At 63.7% G+C, this 25,927-nt stretch carries 23 protein-coding genes; 6 read left to right on the top strand and 17 right to left on the bottom strand.

Annotated elements, in window-relative coordinates; all coding sequences use genetic code 11:
- Positions 1-36 precede the first annotated feature (36 nt).
- Positions 37-1,635, bottom strand: coding sequence for a GMC family oxidoreductase (locus ACPTTF_RS32910; RefSeq protein WP_423369795.1), 1,599 nt, complete (start codon positions 1,633-1,635; stop codon positions 37-39).
- A 319-nt stretch (positions 1,636-1,954) separates the two neighbouring features.
- Between ACPTTF_RS32910 and ACPTTF_RS32915 the strand changes: the two genes are divergently transcribed.
- Together ACPTTF_RS32915 and ACPTTF_RS32920 are read left to right on the top strand one after the other, a co-directional pair.
- Positions 1,955-3,013, top strand: coding sequence for a helix-turn-helix domain-containing protein (locus tag ACPTTF_RS32915; protein WP_423369796.1), 1,059 nt, complete (start codon positions 1,955-1,957; stop codon positions 3,011-3,013).
- 190 nt (positions 3,014-3,203) lie between these two features.
- Positions 3,204-3,743: a cytochrome b gene (locus ACPTTF_RS32920; protein WP_423369797.1), complete on the top strand. Its 540-nt coding sequence runs from the start codon at positions 3,204-3,206 to the stop codon at positions 3,741-3,743.
- A 40-nt stretch (positions 3,744-3,783) separates the two neighbouring features.
- Here ACPTTF_RS32920 and ACPTTF_RS32925 read toward each other — a convergent pair whose 3' ends face one another.
- The 15 genes from ACPTTF_RS32925 to ACPTTF_RS32995 form a co-directional block, all read right to left on the bottom strand.
- Positions 3,784-6,021, bottom strand: a complete 2,238-nt coding sequence (locus ACPTTF_RS32925; protein WP_423369798.1) for a TOMM precursor leader peptide-binding protein — start codon at positions 6,019-6,021, stop codon at positions 3,784-3,786.
- Positions 6,022-6,112: 91 nt separating this feature from the next.
- Positions 6,113-6,475 carry a BMA_0021/BMA_0022 family TOMM bacteriocin gene (locus tag ACPTTF_RS32930; protein WP_423369799.1) on the bottom strand — a complete coding sequence of 121 codons (363 nt, stop codon included), beginning with the start codon at positions 6,473-6,475 and terminating at the stop codon, positions 6,113-6,115.
- Positions 6,476-6,490: 15 nt separating this feature from the next.
- Positions 6,491-6,835: a BMA_0021/BMA_0022 family TOMM bacteriocin gene (locus tag ACPTTF_RS32935; protein ID WP_423369800.1), complete on the bottom strand. Its 345-nt coding sequence runs from the start codon at positions 6,833-6,835 to the stop codon at positions 6,491-6,493.
- Positions 6,836-6,868: 33 nt separating this feature from the next.
- On the bottom strand, positions 6,869-10,912 hold the full coding sequence (locus ACPTTF_RS32940; RefSeq protein ID WP_423369928.1) for a TOMM system kinase/cyclase fusion protein: 4,044 nt from the start codon (positions 10,910-10,912) through the stop codon (positions 6,869-6,871).
- Complete coding sequence (locus ACPTTF_RS32945; protein ID WP_423369801.1) at positions 10,909-11,910, bottom strand: FHA domain-containing protein; 1,002 nt, start codon at positions 11,908-11,910, stop codon at positions 10,909-10,911. The genes ACPTTF_RS32940 and ACPTTF_RS32945 overlap by 4 nt, the downstream gene beginning before the upstream one ends.
- A gap of 744 nt (positions 11,911-12,654) precedes the next feature.
- Positions 12,655-13,155 (bottom strand): hypothetical protein, encoded by a 501-nt coding sequence (locus ACPTTF_RS32950; protein ID WP_423369802.1) that lies wholly within the window; start codon positions 13,153-13,155, stop codon positions 12,655-12,657.
- 55 nt (positions 13,156-13,210) lie between these two features.
- Positions 13,211-13,828 carry a methylated-DNA--[protein]-cysteine S-methyltransferase gene (locus tag ACPTTF_RS32955; protein ID WP_423369929.1) on the bottom strand — a complete coding sequence of 206 codons (618 nt, stop codon included), beginning with the start codon at positions 13,826-13,828 and terminating at the stop codon, positions 13,211-13,213.
- Positions 13,829-13,842: 14 nt separating this feature from the next.
- The gene (locus ACPTTF_RS32960; protein ID WP_423369803.1) at positions 13,843-14,088 is read right to left on the bottom strand and encodes an adenylyltransferase/cytidyltransferase family protein; all 246 of its coding nucleotides are present in this window, start codon (positions 14,086-14,088) and stop codon (positions 13,843-13,845) included.
- A 40-nt stretch (positions 14,089-14,128) separates the two neighbouring features.
- A complete protein-coding gene (locus ACPTTF_RS32965; protein ID WP_423369804.1) occupies positions 14,129-14,902 on the bottom strand; it encodes a 2OG-Fe(II) oxygenase in 774 nt (257 codons plus the stop codon).
- The gene (locus ACPTTF_RS32970) at positions 14,899-15,204 is read right to left on the bottom strand and encodes an Ada metal-binding domain-containing protein (protein WP_423369805.1); all 306 of its coding nucleotides are present in this window, start codon (positions 15,202-15,204) and stop codon (positions 14,899-14,901) included. The genes ACPTTF_RS32965 and ACPTTF_RS32970 overlap by 4 nt, the downstream gene beginning before the upstream one ends.
- 20 nt (positions 15,205-15,224) lie before the next feature.
- Positions 15,225-15,932, bottom strand: coding sequence for a 2OG-Fe(II) oxygenase (locus ACPTTF_RS32975; protein ID WP_423369806.1), 708 nt, complete (start codon positions 15,930-15,932; stop codon positions 15,225-15,227).
- A gap of 35 nt (positions 15,933-15,967) precedes the next feature.
- Positions 15,968-17,032, bottom strand: a complete 1,065-nt coding sequence (ada, locus tag ACPTTF_RS32980; protein ID WP_423369807.1) for a bifunctional DNA-binding transcriptional regulator/O6-methylguanine-DNA methyltransferase Ada — start codon at positions 17,030-17,032, stop codon at positions 15,968-15,970.
- Between the two features lie 94 nt (positions 17,033-17,126).
- Positions 17,127-17,762, bottom strand: coding sequence for a DNA-3-methyladenine glycosylase family protein (locus ACPTTF_RS32985; protein ID WP_423369808.1), 636 nt, complete (start codon positions 17,760-17,762; stop codon positions 17,127-17,129).
- 889 nt (positions 17,763-18,651) lie between these two features.
- Entirely contained in the window at positions 18,652-19,275 is a 624-nt protein-coding gene (locus ACPTTF_RS32990) for a hypothetical protein (protein WP_423369809.1), read from the bottom strand.
- A gap of 47 nt (positions 19,276-19,322) precedes the next feature.
- Positions 19,323-19,811 (bottom strand): adenylyltransferase/cytidyltransferase family protein, encoded by a 489-nt coding sequence (locus ACPTTF_RS32995; protein ID WP_423369810.1) that lies wholly within the window; start codon positions 19,809-19,811, stop codon positions 19,323-19,325.
- Between the two features lie 303 nt (positions 19,812-20,114).
- Here ACPTTF_RS32995 and ACPTTF_RS33000 point away from each other — a divergent pair, with 303 nt between their 5' ends.
- From ACPTTF_RS33000 to ACPTTF_RS33015, 4 genes are all read left to right on the top strand, one after another.
- On the top strand, positions 20,115-20,564 hold the full coding sequence (locus ACPTTF_RS33000; protein WP_166955741.1) for an ester cyclase: 450 nt from the start codon (positions 20,115-20,117) through the stop codon (positions 20,562-20,564).
- 198 nt (positions 20,565-20,762) lie between these two features.
- Positions 20,763-22,274: a DNA-3-methyladenine glycosylase 2 family protein gene (locus ACPTTF_RS33005; RefSeq protein ID WP_423369811.1), complete on the top strand. Its 1,512-nt coding sequence runs from the start codon at positions 20,763-20,765 to the stop codon at positions 22,272-22,274.
- A gap of 68 nt (positions 22,275-22,342) precedes the next feature.
- Entirely contained in the window at positions 22,343-22,993 is a 651-nt protein-coding gene (locus ACPTTF_RS33010; protein ID WP_423369812.1) for an alpha-ketoglutarate-dependent dioxygenase AlkB, read from the top strand.
- Between the two features lie 621 nt (positions 22,994-23,614).
- Positions 23,615-24,019, top strand: a complete 405-nt coding sequence (locus ACPTTF_RS33015; RefSeq protein ID WP_423369813.1) for a DUF2384 domain-containing protein — start codon at positions 23,615-23,617, stop codon at positions 24,017-24,019.
- A gap of 459 nt (positions 24,020-24,478) precedes the next feature.
- On the opposite strand, the gene ACPTTF_RS33020 is transcribed toward ACPTTF_RS33015, so the two are convergent.
- Entirely contained in the window at positions 24,479-25,768 is a 1,290-nt protein-coding gene (locus ACPTTF_RS33020) for an acyl-CoA dehydrogenase family protein (protein ID WP_423369814.1), read from the bottom strand.
- Positions 25,769-25,927 lie beyond the last annotated feature (159 nt).

Consider the following 25,927-nt stretch of genomic DNA (forward strand, 5'->3'; position numbering starts at 1 on the left):
GTTTACCTCCGGAAATCGATTGGGATGAAAAATCGGTCAGGCCGCGTTCGCGATCAGGTCCGACGCCTTTTCGGCGAGCGCGATCGTCGGCGCATTCGTGTTGCCGCTCGGGATACTCGGCATCGTCGAACTGTCGGCCACCCGCAGCCCCGCGATGCCGTGCACGCGCAGTTGCGGATCGACGACGGACGACGCCGCGTCCGTGCCCATCCGGCACGTGCCCACCGGGTGATAGACCGTCTTCGCGGCGCCGCGCACCCAGTCCTCGATCGCGGCTTCGTCGTCGGGCGGGCAGTCCGGCGAGAAGACTTCGTCGACGAGTGCGGCGAGCGCGGGCTGGCGCAGCAGCTTCAGCGCGAGCTTCGCCGCGCGGATCTGGCCGTCCACGTCCCGGCGGTCGGACAAGTAGCGGCCATCGATGCGCGGCAAGTCGTCCGGGTTCGACGAGCGGATCGTCACGCGGCCGCGCGAACGCGGCTGCAGATGCCCCGTCTTGATGGTGATGCCGTGCGTGCGACCCCGCGTGACGCCGACCGGATCGTCGAACGAGTCGATCGTCGGCAGGAAATGAAACTGGACATCCGGTTGCCCCTGGCCGCAGGTGTCGACGAACGCGAACCCTTCGAGCACCGGCGACGTCAGGACGCCCGAGCGGAAGCACTTCCACTGGATGCCGTGCTTGAGCGCGCGCCAGCCGCGATCCTCGCCGTAGAGCGAGATCGGCGCGTTGATGGTCGCGTTGACCGACATGTGCAGGTGATCGTGGAAATTTTCGCCGACCGGCAGCACGTGCCTGACCGCCACCCCCGCGTCGTCGAGCACGCCGCGCGGCCCGATGCCGGAAAGCTGCAGGATCTTCGGCGAGCCGATCGCGCCGGCCGTCAGGATGACTTCCGCACGCGCCCGGGCCGTCACCTTGCGGCCGCCCTGCCGATACGTGACGCCGGTTGCACGGCCGCCTTCGATTTCGATCCGCTCCACCAGCGCATCGACTTCGAGTTGCAGTTCCTGGCGGTGCCTGACCGACTTCAGATAGGTCGCGGCCGTCGAGCCGCGCTCGCCGTTGAAGATCGTCGCCTGATAGAACCCGACACCCTCCTGCCGCTCGCCGTTGTAGTCGATCAGATAATCGAGGCCCATCTGCTGGCCGGCCCGCACGAACGCCTGCGACAGCGGATGGCGATAGCGGATCTCGGTGACTTGCAGATGTCCGTCGTTGCCGTGATTGGGCGCGGTCAGCGACTCGTTGTTCTCCGCCTTCGCGAAGTAGCGCAGCATGTCGTCCGCGCCCCAGCCGGTGCAGCCGAATTCGTTCTCCCAACGGTCGTAGTCGTTGCGGTGCCCGCGCACGTAAAGCATCCCGTTGACCGAACTCGAGCCGCCGAGCACGCGCCCTTGCGGCACCGCGATCGAGCGGCCCTTCACGTCGTCCGACGGCTCGGCCGCATACGGCCACGTATGGCGCGGAATCGCCTTGGCGATCCCGCCCGGCATGTGGATGAACAGGTCCTTGTCGTGCCCGCCCGCTTCCAGCAGCAGGACGGTGCCCTTGCGGCGCTCGACGAGACGGGTCGCAAGGGTGCAGCCCGCCGACCCGGCGCCAATGACGATGTAATCGAAGGTTCTATCGGACATCTGCTATGCATCCGCCGTCGCCCGGCGACCTGCGCCGGCCCGCGCTGCCGCGGCCTGCGTCCGTCGTCCGCCTTCGGCGGCGTCTCCTTGAAATCGGTGGTTGTTCTGAATGGCGCGAGCCGGCCCGTGCGGTGCGCCGCGACGCGGCGGGCATCGCGCCGGCGAAGGCACGCCCCGGGCGGACGAAGTGTCGTCCGCTTGCCGATTCTAGGAGCGCGTCGCCCGCGCAAATCGGCGCTCCGTGCACACTTTTGGCCTCAGCGTGCAGAACCGCGCGGCACGCGACCGGCGGGGCGGAATTTCGGTCAGGATGCGTGTAATGACGCGATCCGCGCCCGCCGCCGACCATCTGCATGCACGGCTCGCCTACCCGCCTCGGGCATTTGCATTAACCTTGGTACGTTCCAGGATCTTCCCTCTCCCGGCCATGGCACATGAACTCGTCGTCAGCGCCAGCAACGGCAGCGCCAATCTGCGTGAACTCGTCGCGGAGAGTTTTCTGCCGCTGGTTTTCCACGACACCGGCCCTCTTTTCCGGATGTCGGTGCGCGTTGCGTCGGTGGGCGGGCTGCGCATGGCGGAGGTGGACACCACGGCCGTCCGGGTGGACCGCGATCGCGCACTCGCTGCGCGCGCGGAAAGCGACTGCTACAAGATCCTGTTCCAGATCGCCGGGCAAAGCCGCATCACGCAGCGCAACACGACGTCGACCGTCAATCCGGGGGAGTGGGTGATCTACGACGCGACCCAGCCGTACCGGATCGAATCCGCGAACGCGTCGCGCTTCGTCGCCGCGCTGACGCCGCCGCGCAGCAGCACGATGTGGCGGTGGTTCGTGGAGCGGGCGGGCGTCCAGGTTCGCCAGACCGTCGGCAATGCGCGGCTGGCGCTTCAGTCCATCCACTTCCTGATGGACGGGCAGGTGCCGAACGATCCGGAAAGCCTGTTCGGCTTCGAACAGTCGACGCTGATGCTGCTCGATTCGGTGATCCGCCGCGAAGCCGGCGATTCGCTGACCGGCGCCGACGCGCGCAGCGCGGCCTTGCGCATGAATGCCGAAATCCATCTCGCGCATCACTACCACGACCCCGACCTGTCGCCCGACCGGCTGGCAAGCGCATTGAACGTATCGAGGCGCACGCTCTACAGCGCACTCGCCACGACCAACCAGACGCCGCAGAGCCTGATCCAGGAATACCGGCTGCAAGCGAGCCGGCGCGCGCTGGAGGATCCGGCAGATACCAACCGGAACCTGCTGGAGCTGGCGATCGCGTGCGGCTTCTCGGACATCACGCATTTCGGGCGGGCGTTCAAGGCACGGTTTGGATGCAGCCCCGGGGCTTACCGGCTCGCGCATCGAAATATTCCGGGGTCTTGAAACGCTGTTTCCGGCGACCGCTCACCCTTCCGGATGCCGTAATAAATGCGGAGCAACAACAAGACAGCGGCGATCGAAGCATGTAACGGGAATAAATCCGCCCCGGCTCCGGTATATCGGGGGTCGCCACGCCTTCGCCGCGCCGGACGTGCGGGCGTGCGACACCCCACCCGAAACAGCGAGACCGCTCATGTCACAGCCCAACCACACCGCCTACGCACGCTTCGCGATCGCCATGCACTGGTCAATCGCGATCCTGATCCTGTCGAACCTGTCGATCGGGCTCTACATGGATACGTTCCCGCACAACTCGTCGCAGTTCAACGGCATCCTGTTCTATCACGCGTCGATCGGCAGCCTGATCTTCATGCTGACCGTGCCGCGCCTCGTGTGGCGCGCGACGCACACGCCGCCGCCGCTGCCGGACAGCGTTCCGGCATGGCAGGCGCGGATCGCCGGCGCACTGCACGGCGTGCTGTACCTGCTGCTGTTTCTCGTGCCGGCGACCGGCTACGTGCACCGCCTCGCCGGTGCGCATCCGGTCAGTTTCTTCGGCATCGCGAACCTGCCGATGCTCGTCGGCCGCGACGAGCCGTTGCGGCTCCTGACCGACGCGCTGCATCGCGCACTGGTGCTGACGCTCGGCTTGCTGCTGGCCATGCATGTCGCGGCCGCGCTGAAACACAAGTTCGTCGATCGCGACGGTGTTGCCGGGCGGATGGGTATTTGAGCGGGCGCGCCGGAATCGAGCCGGCGAACAACCGGCCGAGTCACAGAAACAGCAGTGCCGGATTCAACTCCGGTTCGCCGCACGGCAGTGCGCACCACCCGAGTTCCACCGGAACCGAATAAAGCCGTCGCGCGCCAAAACGCGGCCAGAAATGACACAGCCCCGGCGCGATGACTTGCACCACGGACAAGCCGATGTCGGGCCGCGTCTTGTCGACGACGAGCACGTCGATGCCGGCCGCCGCGATGCGCCCGACGCAATGCGCGAGCGCCGCCGGCAACGACGCGGTGTCGATCGGCTGCCACGTCGAGCGCGTCGTGCAGCGCACGCCGTTCGCCGGATACAGGAATCCGGTCGCCGAAAGCTTGTCGCGATCCCACGGGTGCGGCGCCTGAGCCGCGACATCGAGCAACTGGTTGACTTCGGTCAGCGCGCGCTGCACCGCGATCCGGCCGTCCGGATGGGAGCCGAAGCCGATCGAAAAGCGCCCGTCCTGTGGATTTTCCGCCAGCGCGGCCACCGTCGGCACCCCGAGATCGGTGGTGATGTCGAGCGCCCACAAACGCCACCCCAACGTCGTGTATTCATGCACGAGCGCATCGAAATACGGATCGTCGAAACTCGCGAGATCGATGCCGGGGCGCGGGATCCGGTTGTACCACCAGATCGCGACCGCATCGCGCTCGATCAGTTCGAGCATCCCCTGCAAAATCGCCTCGTCGATGCTCGATCCCGCCGCGCAGCCGTTGGGATTGTGTACGCATGCGGCATGCGCCTGCGCACTGTCCGGCGTTTCCGCATAGCAGTAGCTCAGCGGTACGAGGTGGCGCCTGCCGGTCACGAGCGACCAGGCCGGTGTCCAGTCGATGACATCACGCGTCGTGAAGCGCGGCGGCACCTGTTTTCGAACATCGCGGGTCAATGCGTTGATCGCATCCCGCGCGTCGAATTGCCGTTCGCTGAACTGCTGAAGATCGTTCACGTGGATCGGGACGGCGTCGCATGCCGGATCGGCGAGCAGGCTTGCCATGCTTCCGGTCAGCGTCGCCTCGTCGCCTTGATACACGCTGCTGAACCGTTCGAGCGCCTCGCATAGCGCGCTCACGCGGGCTTGTTCGTCGGTGCGGCCCTTGCCGGAGCAGATCCTGTCGAACCGGTTGCTGCCCGGTACGGCGGCCGGGCACACGAGAAAGCCCGATGCATAGACCTTGCGCAGGCCCGCGTGTCGCTTCGGCATCGGATGCAGGTACGCGATCGCGCCGCTGACCGGCGATATCAGAGGGGCGTAACGCTCGAACACCTGTTGCGGGTCGGCGGTACGGTAGCCGCCATCAGCGCGCGCCAACGGTGCATGCTCGGCGAGCCGCGGCGCCCGCGCCGCCTGTTCGCGCATCCACGCCGGATTGCCGCAGCACGGGCATTGCGGACGCTTCAGCACGCGGTGCCGTTCGGCGGCCAACGTGTCGATGCGCTGCGCCACGATATGGGTTTGCAACCGTTCCGATGCCGTGCGATTGACGGCGATCTGCTCGACCGTCGCCGCCACGAGCGCCGCCGCCGCGGCTGCCCCGGCGCGCGAGGCAGCCGGCGGCAGACGCGTCGCATCGCTGCCGTGATGGCGCGCGAGCAGCGCCTCGACCGGCCGGTTGATGCGAATCCAGTAGCGCACGCATTCGATGCACGGCGCGTCGGCAAGCGCGCCGCCGCCGGCCAGCAACGGCCCGATCAGCGTCTGCACGCCGCCGGCCGCCACGACGAGCAATGCGCCGCCGCGCGCCGCCACGCGGGCGGCGCACGCGGCGAGATCGTCGCGGTCGTGCGTATCGGTAATCGCGACGGTCAATTCGGCGTCCGGCACGACTTCGATGCCGGCCGTGTCGAGCGCGTGCCTGAGCGCCGCATCGTCGGCACCGAACGCCTCGACCGCGACGCGCAGTCGGACGACGCGCGCACAAGCGGCATCGCCGTCGAGGCCGGCGCGCTCGAAGAAACCGCGCGCCGCATCGTCGTCGTGCGGCGAGTCGGCGCGCACGTACCCGCGACGCACCAGGTGATCGAGCCGCGCAAGCACATCCCATTCGCCAAACGTGCCGGCAAGCGACGTCACGATTTCGGCAATCGTCATCCGTGCCCGCAAGCACGCGGCAATTCGCACGAAGATCGCGCCGGACAGCATCGCGCGTTTGAATTCGTCGACGACGAACAGCGTCTCGGGGCCCGCATCGAGCACGAGCAAATGCGGTTTGAAGCGCAACACGCGCGAAAGGTCATCGAGCATCGTCGGGTTCCGTGCGGTGGGTCAACAAACATCGCGCGGCCGGGGCAACCGGCCCGGGCCACGCGACGGGGTGCGGCTCGGCCGCGCCGGGTCAGCAGCAGGTGAACTGGTAGCTCGACCCTGCGTCGCAGTAGGCCGCGAGCGCGACGGCCTCTTCGTCCGGATCAGTCGGTTGCTCCGGTATGCCGACGGTGATCACGTTGCGCGGCAGGTTCCAGCTTCCGCTGCCGTTTCCGTGGTTCGTCCAGCCATGATCGCCGTCCGTCTTGACGATCTCGATGTCGATGATCCACGGGCACTGGTAACCGAAGTATTTCGCCAGCGTCTCCAGTGGCTTCTCCAGCAGTTCATCCTTGAACTGCGGGTTCCGCCAGGAAAGCGCGATCGCTCTCAGATAGACCTTCTGAAACTCCAGCATCGATTCGAGCGTCGGATTAGCGTTGTCCTTTGCCATGTCGGGTTCCCCGTGTCATTCCATGTTGGTGATGTGGTTCGCGTTGTACGCGGCCAGCGCCTGCTCGAATTGCGTCTCGTCCGCCGGCGCGGGCGGCAGGAACAGGGTGAGCTTGTTTTTCGGGCCGGACGCCCAGTCACCGTTGACACCCGGCGTCCAGGCCGACGACTTGGTCTGCACCTTCAGGTCGAGATTGAACGGAAAGTGATAGTCGAAATGCTCGCGCAACGCGTGGGCCGGATTGGCCTCCAGCTCGTCGAGAAACGCCGGGGAATGCCACGCGAGGGAGATCGCCCGGATGACGGTTTCCCGATACTCGAGAAACTGTTCGTACGTCGGTAATCGAAGATCCTTGCTCATCGCTATGTTCTCCTGATTGATGAATGAAACGACTTACGGCAACGACTGCAACATCACTCCGGCTAGCCTGGCAATGCGGCCCATGCCCGCCGCCGTTGCAACTTCGCAAGCGCGCCGGCACGCGGCCAGCGCGGCCACGCCGCCGCATCGCGGATCGGCCTGGCGCAAGTACTCGCACTTCTTCAGCAGCAGCTGTGCTTCGTAATACCGCTCTCCGGTCGACTCGCACCACGCGAGGCACTGCTCGATCTGCGCAAGCGCGGCGGGGTAGTCGCCTCGCCCGGCATCCAGCTCGGCCAGCAGCGACGCGTAGTAGGTCAGGCCGAGCAGGCCGCCCGACTGTCGCTGCGCCTCGAGATGCGCGACGACGCCCGCGCGATCCCCTTGCGCCCACGCATGAATGATTGCGGCGTAGTGCCCGACCGCGCGCAGCCGATGCCCCTCCGACAGACGGAGAATCGCTTCCGACAGCGTGCGGGTCGCGTCGCGCTCGCCCGCCAGCTGGTGCGTGCGAGCGAGGTACATCATCGTGACGCCGAGCGTGGGCAAATGGTCGAGGCAGGTCGCGCAATACACAGCCTCGCGCGCCAATGCGAGCGAGGCCTGCGGATCGTCGTCCATGCACCAGCGCACGCTCGCGAGCGACGCCATCGTCCACGCGCGCGTATCGAGCCCCAGGATGCGCCGATGGCCCGCGTCGCGCCGCACGTCGTAGCCGGCCAGCGCTGCGTCGAATGCGGTGCGGGCGCGCGCATAGTCGCCGTCGACCCACAGGCTCATGCCGCGCATCGCATCCGCCGCGACCTGAACGCCGGCATCGCCACGCTCGGTCGCGAGCGCGTCGAGCCGCATGCCGATCCCGCGCACGGTGGGACGATCGCCAGCGACGTGGTAGTAGGTCGACAGCGTCCATAGCGCGCTGATCTCGAGCTCCGGGTCGTCGAGCGTCTGCATCTGCCGCAACAGCTGCTCCGCATGCTCGCGCACCTGCGGATCCGCCCAGCCGAACCGTGCCATCATCGCGTGCGTCAACGTGGCGCGGATGCGCGCGCGGTCGTGCTCGCGTTGCGCGTAGTCGGCGTCGCCGAGCCAGTCGAACACCGACTGCCCGTAGCGGATCGCGTCGTCGTACCGGGAACGTCCGAGTGCGCGACACGCCGCGTCGATGCCGTGGGCGATCGCGTCGGCAACGGCACCCGCGCGCGCGAAGTGCTCCGCGACCCCGAACGCATGCGCACCGGCGCCGCGATCGGCTTGCGCGGCCAGCGCGCGGCCAACGCGTGCGTGGTTGCCGCGCCGCACGGCGGGCGGCATCGACTCATACGCCGCATCGCGAACCAACGCGTGGCGGAACGAATAGAACACGCGATCGCGCCGATGTTGCGCGTACACGATGCGCTCTTCGAGCAGCAGCCGCAGATGCACGTCGAGCGTGGCCCGATCGTGCGGCGATGCGTCGGCGAGCAATTGCGCATCCACGTCGAGCCCGATGGTCGCGGCAAGCTGCGCGGTGTCGCGCGCGTCGTCGATCCGGTCGAACACGAGTCCGAGCATGCCGCCCAGGCTGAGCGGAAGCGGATAAGGGTCCGTTGCCCGCAGCTCGGCAAGCGAGCCGTCCGCGCCGTTCATCGTCAGCTCGCGCGCCACGGCTTCGATGAACAGCGGGATGCCCGCCGTGCGCCGGGCGAGCTGGTCGAGCCAGGCCGGATCGAGCTCGCCCTGGCCCAGACACGCCGACATCAGGCGCCGCGCGTCGTCGCGCGGCAGGCGGCGCAGCGCCAGGCGTTCGGTTGCACCGCGCCAGCGCCCGAGCTTGTCGGGGCGCGACGTGAACACGATGCCGAGCGCCGCTGCGCGCGGCGAGCGCTGCAGGTACGCAAGAAAGTCCTCGGTCGAGCGATCGATCCACTGGACGTCCTCGACGACGATCAGCACCGGAGCGCCATTGCCGAGCGACACGATCAGTTGCTCGAGGACGTCGAACAACGCGTGTTGTTCGCGCGCACTCGACCACAGGAGCCCTCTCCCGTCGCAGGGCACCCCCAGCCAGGCCGCGAGTGCGGCACGGGCCGCCGCATGATCGCATTCGAGCGGCCCGATCATGGTGTCGATCGCCGCGAGCGCGATACGGGCCGGGCTGTCGGCGTCGATATGCCAGTGCGCGGCGATGAATCGCAGGATCGGAAACAGCGCGTGATTCTCCCGCTCGGGCAGGCACCCGCAATACGCGCAGGCGTAACCCTGGATCCGGACGGCCTCGCAGAACTCGTGCACGAGGCGCGACTTGCCGATTCCCGCGCCGCCGACCACGAGCCGCGCCATACCGTGCGGCGCAGGCGCGCCGCGCATTGCGCGACGATGCCGTGCGAGCGTCTCCTGCCACGCACGCAAGAGCGCGTCGAGTTCGCGCGCGCGGCCGACCATCGGTGCCCGCATGCCGGCGTCGAGCGAATCGAACGGCGTATCGGCGCGCCGCTCGCCGAGCAATTCGTGAACCGGCCGCGGCTCGAGGCCCGCCCGCGCGAGCCGCAACGAGGTCGGCCGATAGTCCGCATGCCGTTCGAGCGCAAGCCGCGCATCGTCACTGATCAGAATCTGCCCCGGCCCGGCAAGCCGCAGCAGCCGCGCAGCCACGGCGGGCGTCGATACGCCCGACATGCGCGACGCATGTGCGAGCACCTGTCCGACGTGTATCGCGGCGGCCACTTCGACGCGCCAGCTTGCGTCACCGGCGTCGCCGCCGGCCGCCGCCGGCACCGGCAGCCGTGCGCGCTCGGCCATCCGCACCATGTCGAGTGCCGTGCGCACCGCGCGCCTCGCCGGCCGGTCAATGTCGCCTTGCAGGCCGAAATGGAACAGCAGCGTGTCGCCGAGCCGTGCGTCGACCTGTGCGCCATAACCGACGGCGAGGTCCGCACACTTCGTCTGCCATTGCTCCTCGTAGCCGTCGAGCAAGTCGTCGTGATCGATTCCGGCGTGGCGTCGCCGCCCCTCTCCGGTGATCGTCACACAACAGCACAGCGTGGTGATCTGACGGTACCCGCCGACCGTTGCGATCGTCTCGATGTAGGGCGCGAACGGGCGCGGACGCGTCTGCCCGCTTGCGCGGCCGGCATCGAACTGGCCGACGAGCGCCGCGAAGTTGAGCGCGCGGAACGGCTCAGCGAGTTCGTCGGCCGACGCGGCGCGCTGCTCCGGATTCTTGCTCAGCGCGCGCCGCAATACCGCGCCGAGCGGATGCGACGCGATCGACGGCGGGAACGCGACATTCACCGGGCTGAGCTGCTGATAGAGAATATCGGCCACGCTCGCGCCGCGCATGACGACATCGCCCGTCAGGCATTCGATCACGACCAGGCCCCACGCATACAGATCGCTTCTGGGCGTCGGCGGCTCGTTGCGCAATTGCTCGGGCGCGCAATAGGACGCCGAGCCAAGCACCTCGGTCGCCAGCGTCAAGGTCTGGCGACCGACGTCTTCCGCGCCGGGCAGGAACACACCGATGCCGAAATCGAGGAGCTTCGCGTGCGGCCCGTCATCGGCCATCGTGATCACGATGTTCTGCGGCTTCAGGTCCCGATGCACGATGCCCCGCCGATGCGCGGCCGCGAGCGCGTCGAGCACCTCCGTCATCAACCGGCCCGTGTCGACGGCCGACAGCGGCCCCTCCGCTACGAGCCGGTCACGCAAGGTCCGGCCCTGCACCAGCTCGAATACGGCGAACAGCCGGCCGTCGGGCGCTTCCCCCTTGTCCAGCAACGCCACGATGTTCGGGTGCCGCAGCGCCTCGCACAGGCTCGTCTCGCGCTGAAAGCGCGCACGCCGGCGCGCGCGCTCCAGCGCGGTGCGCGCGGCGTCATCGCGCATCAGCTTGATCGCGACGGCTTGTCCCGTTTCGTCGCAGGTCGCGCGAAACACCACGCCATTGCCGCCTTCGCCGAGCAACGAGCCGAGCCGGTAATGCCACTTGCCGGCAAGTTCCGCAAACGGTGCGGCGGGCTGCCGAGGTTCAAGCGCTTCCGGCACGACGGGCGCGCGGGACACGGTCGGCAACACGGCCGGTTCTCGCGTGTTCACGAGCAATGGACTACCGGGTCCGGCGCCGGACGACGCACGCCGATACGCGGCTGGGCGGGCGGCACCGACTGGCATTCGAGATGCTCGCCGCGCATGACGCGGAACGGGAAATCGCCGAACCTGACGCTGCCGCGCCGGCGCTCGACGAGCTGGCTCGCACCCAGCCCCGGCAAGGCCGCGAACTGGCTGCGGGCGCGGTGAATCTGCACGTTGACATGGGACGTATCGATGCCGAGCATGCGCGCCAGCCGATCGAGTTCGATCCAGCCTTGCGTGGCGGCGTCATAGCCGGCCTGCATGCCGGCCGCGCGCGCACGGGCGAGTGTGACGAGACTGTAGTGGTGAGCGCGCTCGCCGAGGTCGACCACGCCCCCGCGAACATGCAGCAGCATGCGCACGTGCTCTTCGTCCCGGCTGACGAGGAATTCGAGCAGTTGTGCCGGCACGGCCGGATCGGCGGGCGCGGCGAGCATCATCGTCGAACCATTGCGCGCGAGTGCCAGGCGCCACGTGACGTCGCCGGTCGATACTTCATCGCCGTCATGGAGCGCGCGCGGCGGCAACGTGTCGTCACACAGCCATTCGCCGGCCGGCGACCGGACGATCGTGACCGGCTGCGCGGCGCGTGCGGCAAGGATCTGGCGCGGCGCGAGCACGATCGGATGCGCAGCGCCTCGTATCGGCCACAGCGTATCGGCCGGATCGTCGAGCGCATCGACGCGCCACGGCGCGATGCCTGCCCTGCCGAACCGGATCACGTCGCCTGGCTGCAGCACCGCGTGCTCGCCGTGGCGTAACGGCACGCCGGAAAGCGACGTGCCGTTGCTGCTGTGATCGTGGAGCTCCCACAGCCCGCCGATCCAGCGGATATGGGCGTGAACACGGGACACCGACGCATCCGGGACGACCGTATCGCAGCGCGCGGCATCGCGGCCGAACACGTGATACGCGCGGAGCAGGCACGCTTCGCCGGATGAATCGTTCTTGAGTATCGCCATGGCTGCCCCGTATCGGATTGGCCCGGACCGCTCGAGTGACGCATCGACGCCCGGGCAAACGATTGCGTCGATGATCGCGAACGATGTTGCCCGTTCGCCGCCTCGTTACCAGTTTCTTCGTCAGCTTCCTTTCGAATCGTTACTCATCCGGCACTTGTTATTTCGGCTAATTGAATGGCCGACTGTATTGTTTTCTTTAAATCGAGCAACTTGATGAAAATCCTGCCAAATAAAATCACTCATCGCAATCGAAATGCTCAACTCCCGCTTTGATATTGCAATGCTTTACATTTTCGGAGAATTTTCAGTTTTCATATAAAGGGTCGAAAATCTTAATCGCCTCGCGAGCCCTGACAGGCTTGCGTCAGGAAGAAACATTCACATTGGATGACGGCACGGATTTAAATACCTTTGCCAGCGCGGAAGTTTTGTTTGATTAAAAGAAAATTATTTAAATAGTTTCGAATATTTAAATAATGAACTTCGATGTTTTGGTAGATTGCATTACATGAATTACTGCGGAATTAAGGGGGCCACTGTCAATGTCTCGCGGGGGTCATCGGCAAGCGGGTAGGTACCGGCATGCCGCTGCGTCACGATCGATTGCCGGCAACGGTTGCGGAAGCCGGCAAGGCACCGACCATCCGGCCATACGATCGTCTCGATCGGCCCGCAGCGAGGACGACGGAACGCATCGACCGCAATCGCCGCCGCAAGCTGCAGGTTCGAAAAAAAACGGGGCTGCTACGATCCATGCAAATCAATCGCCCGATCATCTTTTCCGCGAGTGTTCCCTCGAAGAATCAGCAGAAAAGGTGACTTTTCCCTACGGAATTCGCATAAAAATTGATCTTTGAACGGAAGGCGCTCCACACCTTCATAAAGCTCAAAGGCTTGCACTAGATTGAGCCCCGTAATCGCATCGCCGCCTGCGGATCGAATCGGCGCGACCGACGACAGCGCGAGCTGTGTCGCTGATCCTCGATACACCGGCAAACGCGAGCCTGCGGCGCCGTCGTCTTCATGCGCAATCCGTACCAGCGACGCCAGATGTTCGAGCGCTGCATCGCGAAGGCCATTGGAACGCAAGCCCTGGCATGTCCGGAACAGATAGTCGTTGAACGACCCAATCCTCCGGACGCTTGGCCAATCGGTGGACCACGGCCTGTTGGTCGAGATCGCCTGCGTACTGAGGCGCGGACGTATCGATGGTGAAGGTGATCGCGAAGCCCAGAGGCTCGCCATTCACGTCCTTCAGTTCAATCCAGCGTGTCCATGATGCTACGCAATCCGAATAATCTCAGAACCCGGGAAGCGACATCGCATACGGAACCCGACCGGCGAATGCCGGAACCTTCTCGTGCCCGAGAAGCCAGCGCTTCCGGTGGACGCCCCACGCATAACCCTTCAGGTCGCCGTTGCTCGCAATCACGCGATGGCACGGCACCACGATCGCGACAGGATTGGCTGCATTGGCTGCTCCGACGTCGATCGCCGCACGGGGGTCATCAAAGCCCAGCGCCTTCGCGAGCTTCCCGGACGTCGTGGTCGTGCCCGGCGGGACGGACCTCAGTGCGTGCCACACGCGCTGCTGCAGATCCGTCCCGGCAGTTGCGGTCGATAACGCGTTGATCGCTGAAAGCTCGCCTGCAAAATATTCTTCGACGGCACGGGAGATCGGTTCCGGGACCGAACGGCTTGCAAATTCCGACACGCCATAACGCTCGCTCAAACCGCGATACAGACGCGAAACGTGGCTAGCGAATTCGAGCGCGTGAATCGTGTCTTGTCGATCCGTGACAAGCAACATGGCACCCATCGGGGTCTCGAGACGACTCTGAAAAAGCTGCATGATTCGCTCCGGGCGGAAAGTGAGAAACGGTGTATCTACTGTAGATGCGACACGCCGCGATCGCACTCCGTCTCTTGCGCTCAAATCCGCTGCTCCAGGATTCCCCGGTACGTTATGAATGGTGTATCACCCGGCAAATCCGAACCACTGGCCAGGCGCTCGGCAAGCAGAATCGTCGGTGTCACGCCTTTATGCTCGATCAATGCCTCGTCTGCGGCGCCCCCCACAATCAGGAATTCGCATTGCTCCCGAGCCTTTCGCAACAGATCGAGATAACCGATATGGAAGAAATCGAACGCGCCAGGCGCGTAGCCGATGCGATACATGATCCGAGCCCCGCAAGGAAGGGACAACCGCCATCCGACGCTACTTCGCGTCGTGGAAAATGACGCCGAGCGTACGCCGCTCGCCACGGTGTAACCGGCTCACTCCGTGTCGGAGCCCCGCTCGATAGAATCCCCGTGACGACTTTACCGGCCGATGGTTCACTGCAAGCACGACCGCGTCGCCTTGCCGAAGCGGCACAACCTCGGCCCGGCCCGGCTTCTTCGGATCGCTTTCGGTCAACACGAGCTCGCCGCCGTCGAAATCGCGCCCAGGCTCGTCGAGCAGGAAGATCGCCTGCAACGGGAACACGAACTCGCCGTACAAATCCTGGTGCAGGCAGCAATAGTCGTTCTCTCGATACCGCAGAAGCAGCGGCGTCGGCCGGGTTTGCCCTGCGTGACGGCACACGGCGTGGAATGCCGAAAGCGTGGCAGGAAACCTGAAGTCAATCCGCATCAAGCCATGCCAGCGGTTTGCAATGGGCGCGAGGCGTGAATAAAGCGATTCACGTAGTTGCCCGACAATATCCGGTAGCGGTCGTGCGAAATACTTGTACTCGCCTCGACCGAACGCGTACCGCTCCATCACGATCCGGCTGCGAAAGCGCTCGTCCTGGGGATAATAGGCCGCTACCTCGCCGCAGAGCGAGGGTGCGAGCAATTTCGGAAGTACCGCGTATCCATCGCGCGTCAAGTCGCGCTCGAATGCCGCCCAATCGATCGCTGCGATTCTCGCTTCGACCGAGGCGTCTACCGGCTCCTCGTCGACCTCCGCACGATCGGTGTCGAGCGACAGCGTCGCCTGTCTGGTCATGAGCGCAGCTCCTTGGTGTGTGTGCTATTCGAGCGTAACGCCGCGGCCACCTTCCATGCCGCGTATTTTCCGGGCAGACAGACTGCGCACGGACGATAACCTGCCGCGATAGCGGTGTCCTCGTCTTGAAAGAACACACGGTGCTTGACGTATCCCCCGCGCGCGATCGCCTGCAGCGCGGACCGGCAATCGAGCCGGCCGTAGATGCGATTGCGTCGATGCCCGCCAAGCGTGCCCGGCACGACGCTGTCATACGGTCTGCCGTCCCTGCCGACAAGTTTGAAGTGCCGTGGTTGCGTCATGGTCGCTGTCTTCCATGCAGTCACGGGGCGTTGTGAAACGACAGCTCGATGCCGAGCCGCTCACCGTCGCGAACGCGACTGATCGCATGCTTGAGATTGACGCGGTAGTAGCCTTTGCTTCCCCTGAAGGGCCGCTGTGCCGTACTGATGATCGCGGCATCGCCTGGCGCGAGCGGCAAAACCATCGGGCGAGACTGCATCCGCGGACGCTGCTCGGTGAGCACAAACTCGCCGCCCGTGAAGTCTTCGCCGGCTTCACTGAGCAGCACGACAACCTGCATCGGAAAGACGTGCGCGCCATCGCTGCTCTGATGCAAGGCCAGATAGTCGCCGGCCCTGTACCGGCTCAGATGAGACAGCGGTTGGCTTTGCCCCGCGTCACGGTTGCGTTGCAGGAAATCGTCCAGTTCCGACGGATATCGGTACTCGACATCCAGCGTCTCGTTCCAGCGATTGGCGATGGGTGCGAGGTCTCGATACAACGAGGCACGCCAGGACGCCAGCGGCTCCGGCAGTTGCGCACCGAAGCGAACAATCTCGCCGCGCCCGAGTTCGAGCGAATCGAGCGGCAACCGGGATCCTGCACCGTCCGCCATGATCCGGCGTGCAAGCTCACGGGCCACGGCCCGGTCAAACGCGCCGGGTAGCAGTGCGTATCCCTCGGCATCAAGTTGAGCGCCGATGCTGATCCAGTCCGGAGCGTCGCATCCGATGGAAGATTCAGTCATGTCGAAAGTCACGTTGCGGGTTGGATTCGGCGCGCTCACGACTTGGCTTCGCGTCGCAGGAGTTCGCGTTTGCGATCGACGCCCCATCGGTATCCGGAGATATCGCCGTCCTGTCGTACGACGCGGTGGCACGGGATCGCGACCGCGATATGGTTTGCGCCACAGGCCTGCGCGACGGCACGTGTCGCCTTCGGCGCCCCGATACGCTGAGCGATCTCCGCATAGCTCACGGTGACTCCCGGCGGAATGTCGCGCAGCGCCTGCCACACGCGCTCCTGAAAGGCCGTGCCACGAACGTCCAGCGGCAAGTTCAGGCCGATGGACGGGGCCTCTATGAACCCGACGACCTGTGCGATCAACGCTTCGAACCCGGCATCGCCACCGACGAACTGCGCTTTCGGAAACTGGTCCTGGAGATTCCGCACGAGCGCGTCAGGATCATCGCCAAGCAGGATCGCGCAGATACCCCGCTCGCTTTGGGCAACGAGGATCGCACCGAGGGTGCATTGGCCGACAGCGAACCGAATGACCGTACCGGTGCCCCCCGCTCGAAAGTCGCGAGCGCGCATGCCGAGCAGCTGGTCGGAATGCTCATAGAAGCGGCTGTTCGAGTTGAAGCCTGCGTCATAAATCGCGCTCGTCACCGACGCCCCGGATCCGTTCAATTTCGAACGCAGCTTTCGAGCCCTTGAGGCCGACGCATAGGCTTTGGGCGTCAATCCGGTTTCCGCCTTGAAAAGGCGATGGATATGGAACGGGCTCATGCCCACGTGCGCGGCCAGTTCCTCGAGCTTCGGTGGCGTCTCGGCTTCGTCGATCAACCTGCAAACCTTCGCCACTGCGTCGATACGTGCAGCTTCCGCGCTGGACTGATCGCTGCGGGCCCGGAGACTCAACCGGTACCCCGCCGCTTCGGCCTCCGATGCCGTCGCGAAAAACTCGACGTTGGTGCGTTTGGGAAGGCGGGCCGACGAGCTCGGCCGGCAATAGACACCGGTCGTTTTCACCGCATACACGAAACATTCGTCGGCGCGACGATCTCGTGTACGCACCGCTTCCCAACGTTCGTCATCCGTCGTGTAAGCGTCCATCGTCGACATGGTCGATTCCATTGCAGTTGCCCGGAAAATTTGATCACGGTCCAAGGATAGGTGCGAATTCAATCGCAAGAACTCCGATTCTTGCGGACAAACTCTATCGGGCGGGCAAGCGCCACAAGTACCACGCGGCAACCGTTCTCCAGGGGCGCAACGTCTGACCGACCGCGTCCATTTCGCGAGGCGTCGGGGTCTTTTCCAGCCCCTTCAGGCGCCGGTAGCCTTCGCGCACGCCAAAATCATTCACGGGCAGGATGTCCAGTCGGGCCATCGTGTAGATCAGGAACATCTCGACAGTCCACTTCCCGACACCGCGCAACGTGATCAAGCGGTCGACAATTTCGTCATCGGAAAGGTCCTGTGCCTCATTTCTGGTGGGTACCACGCCGTCGATGGTTGCCTGCGCGATGCCACGAATGGTTTCCAGCTTGGTAGCGGAGAACCCGCAGGCGCGCTGCTTCGCCGGATCGGTATCAAGCAGTTGTTCGGGCGTCGGAAAGGCGCTTTCGGGGTAAAGAGCCAGCAGCCGGGCCAGAATTGCGTCTCCCGCCTTCGCATGCAGTTGCTGATAGGCGATTGCGCGCACCAGTGCTTCGTAGGGCTCGCGTGCCGGTTTGGGTTCATGTCGGCATGGACCGATGTCGGCGATATGGCGTGCCCAGTCGGCATCGACTTCCGACAAGAATCGCACAGCTTCTTCATAGACCTTCGATGAAGGAGAGGAGGTTGTCATTTCTGTGTTCTTCGGAGTTCGTTACTTGCAAGGTTCCGTTACGATCGGAGCGTATTTTCGGCCGCAGAAACGGCCATCATTGGGTTCGAGCAATCGACGCGTTCGATGAGGCTGCACGTGCGCCGGGCGAGGCGTATGGCCGTGACGAGCGACATTTCAGCCATCGGATCTTCGACCCGATTCAGAAAGAAACGTACGATCGCATGAATGCCCTTAAAGCGCGAAGCACGAGCGTTTCGGTACCGACCCGGGTTGTCGGGTTCGTTCGACTCGATCATCTGCAGCGGGTGACACCACCATCCCCAAACAGGTAGGCTTCGCCACTGGCCATCTGCAACTCCGTCTGTCCGTCGCTGTTGATTCGCCAGAATGCCATTCCAGCGTCAACGAGCGACTGACAATGCGATTCAACTGCGCGCTGCAGGGCCTGCTCGTCAACACTGGAAGTCTCCAGAGAATCGACTCGCGAGTTTCCGTCACTCATAGGCATCACAACCTCCGTGTGCACGCCACGCGCGGAGCAATTGAGGCAGGATGCAGCGGTGATGGCAGAAGCGATCCTTCTGCGCAAGCGCCCGCTCCGATGATGTTGACCAGCATGGCGGTTACTCCAAAACACGGCTTTCCTCAATCAGCCTCTACCTTCTCAGCCTGTATTGGCATTGCCTCTTCCACGAACGTCTCGGAAAATCGCGCAGATCCCGTATCGACCGTTGGCGACCAAAACCCGATCGATTCGAATCCCGGGCGCGCGGAAGTTGTATTTGAACGTGACGATCGGACGCGTTTTCATGGCGCTTGTCCGGAAACCGAATGCACTGAATTTACCGATGATGGCCCCGAGCCGAACTCCATTTCTTGCTGTAGAACTCGCGCAAGGCGCCCCGATTCACCAGCCTGGAAATCTCGCGATCAACCTGATCCAGATCGTCAGGCAACCGGCGTCGCCCATATAGCGCAACGCTTCCTGCGCCAGCCACGTGCATGGCACCCGCCGTAACCAAATGGAATCGGCTCCGGACCGGTACATCCACACGATCGTTGCCGCCATCATTTGTTGTTCCGGCGCCATTGCGCGAAAAGCGGCCCGCCACTCGGCCATTTCTGCCGGATGATGTTCCCCGGATCGCTCGTCATAGGCGGCCGGGCAAATACTCCGATGGAATTCCCCCTGGCTGCTGGAACAGAACAGTCGCGACAGTCTCAGCTCGCTGATCGCCTGCTTCAAAACGGTGAAAAAGTGCGCCGGCGCTCTCATCGTTCGAACACACGTTCCGCCGGCCAACTCTTCCAGCAAGAGAGTTTCATGGTCGTCGAGGTCCAGCGATCCAGCTACCAGCCTGTCCATTCGAACTTCATTCCTCGGCGTCGAAATCTGGGCCCGCGCGTACAGCACGCGCAGGACCATATCGGGGTCGCAGACAGCGCCATCGCAGTCGGTGGCGAATCGAGCATCAATTTCCATCGCGTTTTGTTTGTGGTCCTTGCAAATGAGTCGCCACTGCCAATCCATCTGACGAATCTGGCAGAGGGCGCACCGTTCACCATTCATGCCGCGCGCTATTGAAGCTCCCGGCGGATTCGCAACGACTGTGGATCGATATCGAACGCGTGATCGCCCGCGAGCCGATTGATGTTTTCGATCGTGTCTCGCAACCCGGCGCTTGTGGTACCGGAGCGTGGCGGCAGACAGAACACGTCGACACCATACTTGTCGAGCCGAAGCTTCAAGGTTTGCGTCGCCGTCGCCGAAGGACTGGACAAGTCATGGCCGATGAACGGGCGTCTGAAGTGCAGATTGCGCCAGGTATCAAGACTGGCGGCTCCGGTATCCGCAACGGCTCGATCAACAAAGCGAATGCTGCGCACAATCTCGATTCGTTCGGCAAACGGGATCAACGGCTTGATGCCTGTGTTTTGACGAGACGAATCGTCTGTCGCTACACCGACGATCAGATGGTCACAACGGTCGCGTGCGTAACCAAGCACGTTGAGATGCCCGACGTGAAACAGATCGAATACGTCTGCGAGATACCCGACAATTTTCATCTCGTCCTCACCGAGCGCGAGACGAGCATTCAGGGCAGTCCCCTGGAGCCCATCGGACGCTTGACAGCTACGTCCGCCATTCGCTCGATTTGTCTCATCGACGAAAACGATATCTCTTTTCGATCGTTTCTTCGCTCCGTTTCTTGCTTTCAGATTCGCACGGATCAGGGTCTGTAAAAAGATGAGGACTTCTTGAATTTCACCACAAGAAACGAGTAGAAGCGCGCAGGCCGGATCGCTATTGTTCGTTCCGAGCGGAGCACCTCCGTCTCCCCATCAACCAGGATCATCAAGGAGTCGAACATGTCGAAGGAAGACGATAACAAGGCAGTCGTCGGCCGCTGGTTCACGAATTTCTGGGGCGAGAAATGCGACCTCGGTATCGTCGACGAGATCGCTGCGCCGGACATGCTGCTGAAGTACTCGTTGCATGAACCGCGTCGCGGCCGCGAAGACATCAAGGCATTCATGACCGACTTCCGTGCCGCCTTCCCGGATCTCAATTTCTGGGGTGTCACGGACCTGATCGCCGAAGGCGACTACGTGGTCGGTCAGTGGGAAGGTGGCGGCACGCATACCGGCCCGGCTTTCAGCGACTTCCTGATCGGGTCCCTGCCTGCAGCGACCGGCCGTCGTATGCACTTCACCGGGACCACGGTTCTTCGCCTGAAGGACGGCCTGATCGTCGAAGAACTCGGCCTCGACGACGGCGTGGCGGCGCTGACGCAACTCGAGCTGATCAAGAAAGCGTAAGTGAACGCACGGTCCGAACCATCACGGATCGCCCGTCGGCGGCAAGACCTGAACACGGATCGGCTGAGGCCGGTCCGTTTTTCTTCCGGCGCAAATCCCGGAAGCTCGAGATGCTGGGTGCCTATTGGCGCAGAGCCAACAGACCACATGTCCGAAAATGGCGCACGTCGTGGGCGCCCAGGATATACGATGTCACCCATGCCTACCCCCATCGACACCCCCGACAGCGACGCCTGCTACCTGGCGCTGAAGGCGCACGACGCGCGCTTCGACGGCTCTTTTTTTGCGGCCGTCACCAGCACCGGCATCTACTGTCGTCCGGTATGTCGTGTGAAGACACCGCGTCGCGAGAACCTCCGCTTCTACCGTCATGCGGCAGAAGCCGAAGCGGCCGGTTTCAGGCCTTGCTTGCGTTGCCGCCCCGAATTGGCCCCGCGCGCGGCCTCCTGGAGCACGGAGGACTCTTCGCGCATCCTGGCGCTGCAGGCGGCAAGGTTGATGGATGAACCCGACGCATGGCGGCACATGAACTCCGCACTCCCGACCTTCGGGCAGTCGAGCGGCGGTTTGATGCCGCGCATTGCGCAGAGGTTGGGTGTGAGCGACCGCCATTTGCGCCGCATTTTCGACGCACATTTTGGTGTCTCGCCGCTCCAGTATCTTCAAACACGCCGGCTGTTGGCGGCCAAACAGCTGATTGCCGATACCCGATTGCCGATGAGCCAGGTCGCGGCGTCCAGCGGCTTTTCCAGCGTGCGACGCTTCAACGATGCATTCTCGCGCCACTACGGCCTGAATCCCAGCGCCTTGCGCCGGGCCAAATCCGCATCGGATGGGCAAGGCGTGAGCGTGCGATTGGGCTGGCGGCCACCCTATGACGTGGAGGCGATGGTAGGCTTTTTACGCCTGCGTGCGTTGCCGGGCGTGGAGCAGGTCGCGGGTCTGGAGTACACGCGAACGTTGCAGCTTTTTCAAGGTGCGCAGGCTCGCAGCGGCTGGTTGCGCGCTCGCTTCGACGAAGATCGCGCGCAGGCCGTGCTGACGATCAGCGATTCATTGGCCGCCGCCCTGCCGGCGCTGATCAACCGTGTGCGCGCCGCGTTCGATCTGGACGCCGACCCGATCGCCATCCACGCGGCGCTGCACGCCGCCTTCCCGTTGGGTGAAGGCTTGCGCGTACCGGGCACGCTGGACGGCTTCGAGCTGGCGGTGCGCGCCGTGTTGGGTCAGCAGGTCACCGTAGCTGCTGCACGTACCTTGGGCGCGCGTCTGGTTGCCGCCTTTGGCGATCCGGTCGAAACGCCTGTCGCTGGCCTGGATCGTCTCTTTCCCACGCCTGCTGCCCTGGCCGCTGCCACTGGCGACGAGCTCGGCCAGCTGGGCATCACGCGACAACGTCAGACCGCGCTGCATGCGCTAGCGCGCGCCGTGCTGGAGGGGCGCATCGCTTTGCATCCTGGCGTAGACGTCGCGGCGACTTGCGCTGAATTGTGCACACTGCCGGGTATCGGCGACTGGACGGCGCAGTACATCGCCATGCGCGCACTGCGTTGGCCCGACGCCTTTCCTGCCGGCGACGTCGCGTTGCAAAAAGCCCTCGGTGTGGGTAGCGCCCGTGCCGCGGCACAAGCTGCCGAGAAATGGCGGCCGTGGCGCGGCTATTCGGTGCTACGTGCCTGGCATGCGATGAATCACAGTGCTTCGGCCTGACTACGACTCGTATCAACACCTTTCCGCGTCGCGTGACTCGTCACCACCGGAAGCGATCAATTTGCACGATGAATTCAATCACACGGATCATGGGCACAGTACCTGCTCAGAGCGACCTGTTCGGAAGCAGTGACGCCGAATTCTCGATGGACGAGTCTTTTCGATCGGCAAGGCGTTTCGATCTCGACGCGCATTCCTGGATCGAGATCGTGCCCGGATGGATTTCGGGGGCGTCGCTGCTCTACGAGCAGTTGCGCAACAGCGTCCCGTGGCTCGAGCACGATCGACGCATGTTCAACAAGGTGTTCCGCGAACCACGCATGACGGCGGTCTACAAGCATGTTGCCGATGTGCCCGATGCGCGCGTGCTGCAGGCCGTCCGTGCGCTATCGCGTCACTACGGTGTGGAATATGACGGCCTGTGGATGAACCTCTATCGCAACGGGCAAGACAGTACAGGCTGGCACCGCGATCACGGCTCCTGCCGGAAGCTGAACTGCATCGTCCCCGTCCTGACGCTCGGCACGACCCGCCGGTTTTTGATCAAGCCGATCAAGGGCGGCCGCTCCGTTGCCTTTAAACCGTCGTCCGGAGACTTGGTGGTGATGGGCGGGCGCGCCCAGCAGGACTGGGTGCACTGTGTGCCCAAGGAACCGGAAATCGAAGGTGCACGGATCAGCGTCAACTTCATGAGCTCCGCGCAGGGCGTGCGGGATTAGCAGACGAAGCTGTCGAGACCTGGCGACACTGGTGCGATCGGGAGGTATGGCGCATCTGGCAGGCCGTTGATCACGACGTCTCGGCATGAATACCATCCGTATCGATATTCATCTCCTCAAACTTCGACATCCTTACTTTTCGAGAATAACGACAAGCGCTTATAGATCCCTGCAAGCGTGGTGGCGATTGATCCGTTCTCTTAAGCATGCTGGGCAGCACCTCGCGCTTGCGGAAATCGGCGGATCGTCGATCTCGCGCTGCCCACTAGTTGCAAATTCGACCTGCAAGAATCGTCGTACTTCTAGGCCGACTATCCGCGGCGGAGATTTCAAGCCGGAGCTGCATTGCTATTGAACCGCGCGACTCAATAGACCCGATCAAGTGCCGCAAAAGAGGTCGCTTTTTTGCTGTAGGTTGGCAAAAAAGGTGGCCTCTGCGGTCCATGCAAATCAAGGACTTGGCCATCTTTTCTGCGAATTTCGCTGCTGAAAAGTGGCAGAAAAGGTGATCTTTCCCTATAAAATTTGCAGAAAAATTGGCCCTTGATCGCAGATCGCTCTAGATGTTTTTTAAAATCAGTGACTTACGCGCACAACGGAACCCAAGAAAGGGCGGCGCTCATGGGATCCGACATCACCTGCAATTCGGCACCGCCCAGCGATTTCATGCAATTCATGGCGTCTATGCGAGATCCAGACAGCCCCGATCCGATCATCTCGGCCAGGCGTTTCGCGGCCGCTCTGCATATCGATATGCAGACGCTGGCGCGGCTCGTCAATGTACATCGCAACACAATTGGCCGCCTGTCAGGATCGGAGAGTGTGCAGAAGTTCCTTCGGGACGCACTTCGGATCATCCGTGCTGCAACCGACGTCTCCGGTGACGTGCCGAGCTCTCTCTTCTGGTATCGCAATGAGCCCTTGCCACCCTTTGACTACAAGACTGCCGAACAGCTTATTTCGGAGGGACGTACAGACGACTTGCTCCGCTATATCACGTCGCTTGAGACAGGCGCCACCGGATAAGGCAGTGGGCGCCTGTTGTGAGTCTGTAAAATTGCGGCTACCCTTATGCTTCAGCCGGTCTAGGGCCGGCGACAAGAAACAGGGTGCGGGGCATACTGGCTTGGACGTTGTTCCGCAGTACGTTTCCTGCCCCAACTCTTCAAACGCCCGCCCGCAGAGCGGGCGTTTTCCTTTTCGTTCTCGTTGACAGTAGAGCCGCTCGAGACTGTGCGCTTCGGACACACTCGAACATCATGAACAAGAGTAGTCACGCGCTCCTAGGTGGATTAGTCGGCGCCTGAATTGCGCAACTCCCAGCGATGATTGACAAAGCCGCATCGCCGGGAGCTGTTTCGTTCGTATAGATCCTGGCGGTTTGAATCGAAGATCGTAGACGATGACGCTGCATGCGGCGCATGCCTGCAATGGGCAACGCGTACCCCTGCCGATCCGGCGCACGCCCTGGCCTATCGGACGGCCTTACTCACGCGCCCATCCATTCTGATAAAGCTGTCCGGCCAGCACGCCGAGGCGCGACGCGAGTACGTAGTTCTCGCCGTCCTCGATCAGCGCCGAACGCACGTCGCGGAACAGCTTCTCGATCGGGAATTCGCGCGTGGTGCCGTTGCCGCCGAACAGCTGGAACGCCTCGTGCGTGATCTTCATCGCTTCCTCGGTCACGCTGACCTTCGCCTGCGCGGTCGCATAGGGATGACTCTGCGGCGACATCCGCGAGAACGCGAGGCTGCGGCGCGCGATCGCGCGCGCCATCTCGAGCCGACGCAGCATCTCGCCGATGCGCAGGTGCGTCATCTGGTGATCAATCAGCAGCGCGCCGCCCTGCTTGCGCTCGTGGCAATACGCGAGCGCCAGTTCGAACGCGGCCCGCGCCGCGCCGACGAACACCTGGCACATGTGCGTGCCCGCATACGACCACGTCGACGCAAGGTTGCCGAGATAGTCGTCCTTCAGCGCGACTGCGAAGCGCTTCGGTACCTTCACGTTGTCGAAATAGATTTCGCCTTGCGGCAGCGAGCGCTGGCCGATCTTGTCGAGCGGCTTGCCGCGCGACACGCCGGGCAGATCGAGCGGCAGGATCATCGCGATGCCGTTCGTGAACGCGCTGCGCTCGCCTTCGCCGTAGAAGCCGTCGCCGTAGTCGGCCGCCATGTACGCGAGCGCGACCTGCGCGACCGAGCCGTTCGAGATCCAGGCCGAGCTTTGCCCGTTGATCACGATCTCGTCGGCGCCGACCTTCGCGGTCACGTTGCCGACCGGCTGCCGACCGTTCCCGGCGAGTTCCTGCCGATACAGGATCGCCGCGTCCGAGCCGCGATCGGGCTGCGTGTTCATCCAGCAGCCGACCTTGCCCGCGCACATCTCGACGAGTTCGGCGTTGCCGACCGTGTGCGCCATCATCAACGGCATCGTGGCCGCGCCGATCGACACGGCAAGGCCCGAATCGCCCCAGCCGAGCTCCTCGCCGATCAGCGACTCGATGCGCACGGCCGTTTCCGGCGGAAACTGCGCGATCAGCTGCGGATCGAGCCCGAGCTTGGCGCTCTCGACCATCGCGGCCCAGTACGGCGAGCCCGGGGCGATCACGTCCTCCGCCGTCATCCGGTCGAGCTCGCGGCCGATCGGCCGCAGCACGTCGCGCGCAAAACGATGAACCGTGTGCTGGATTGCGCTTTCCTCTTCGCTCAGCGGCGTCTCGAAGCCGGTCAAGCCGACCACGGGCAGCGCCGCGGACTTGTTCAGACGAATCATCTCCGTTCTCCTCCTGGACTCGAATCATGTCGACCCGGCAGCGGACGCGCCCGGTCATCCCACATCTAGTAATACATACCAAACATAGGTCATCATGACAAACATAGGAAGCAAAAAAAAGACAGGGTATTCCCCTGTCTCGGTGCGCATGGCCGCAGC

Source organism: Burkholderia crassaminum, assembly GCF_964265005.1.
GTDB lineage: Bacteria > Pseudomonadota > Gammaproteobacteria > Burkholderiales > Burkholderiaceae > Burkholderia.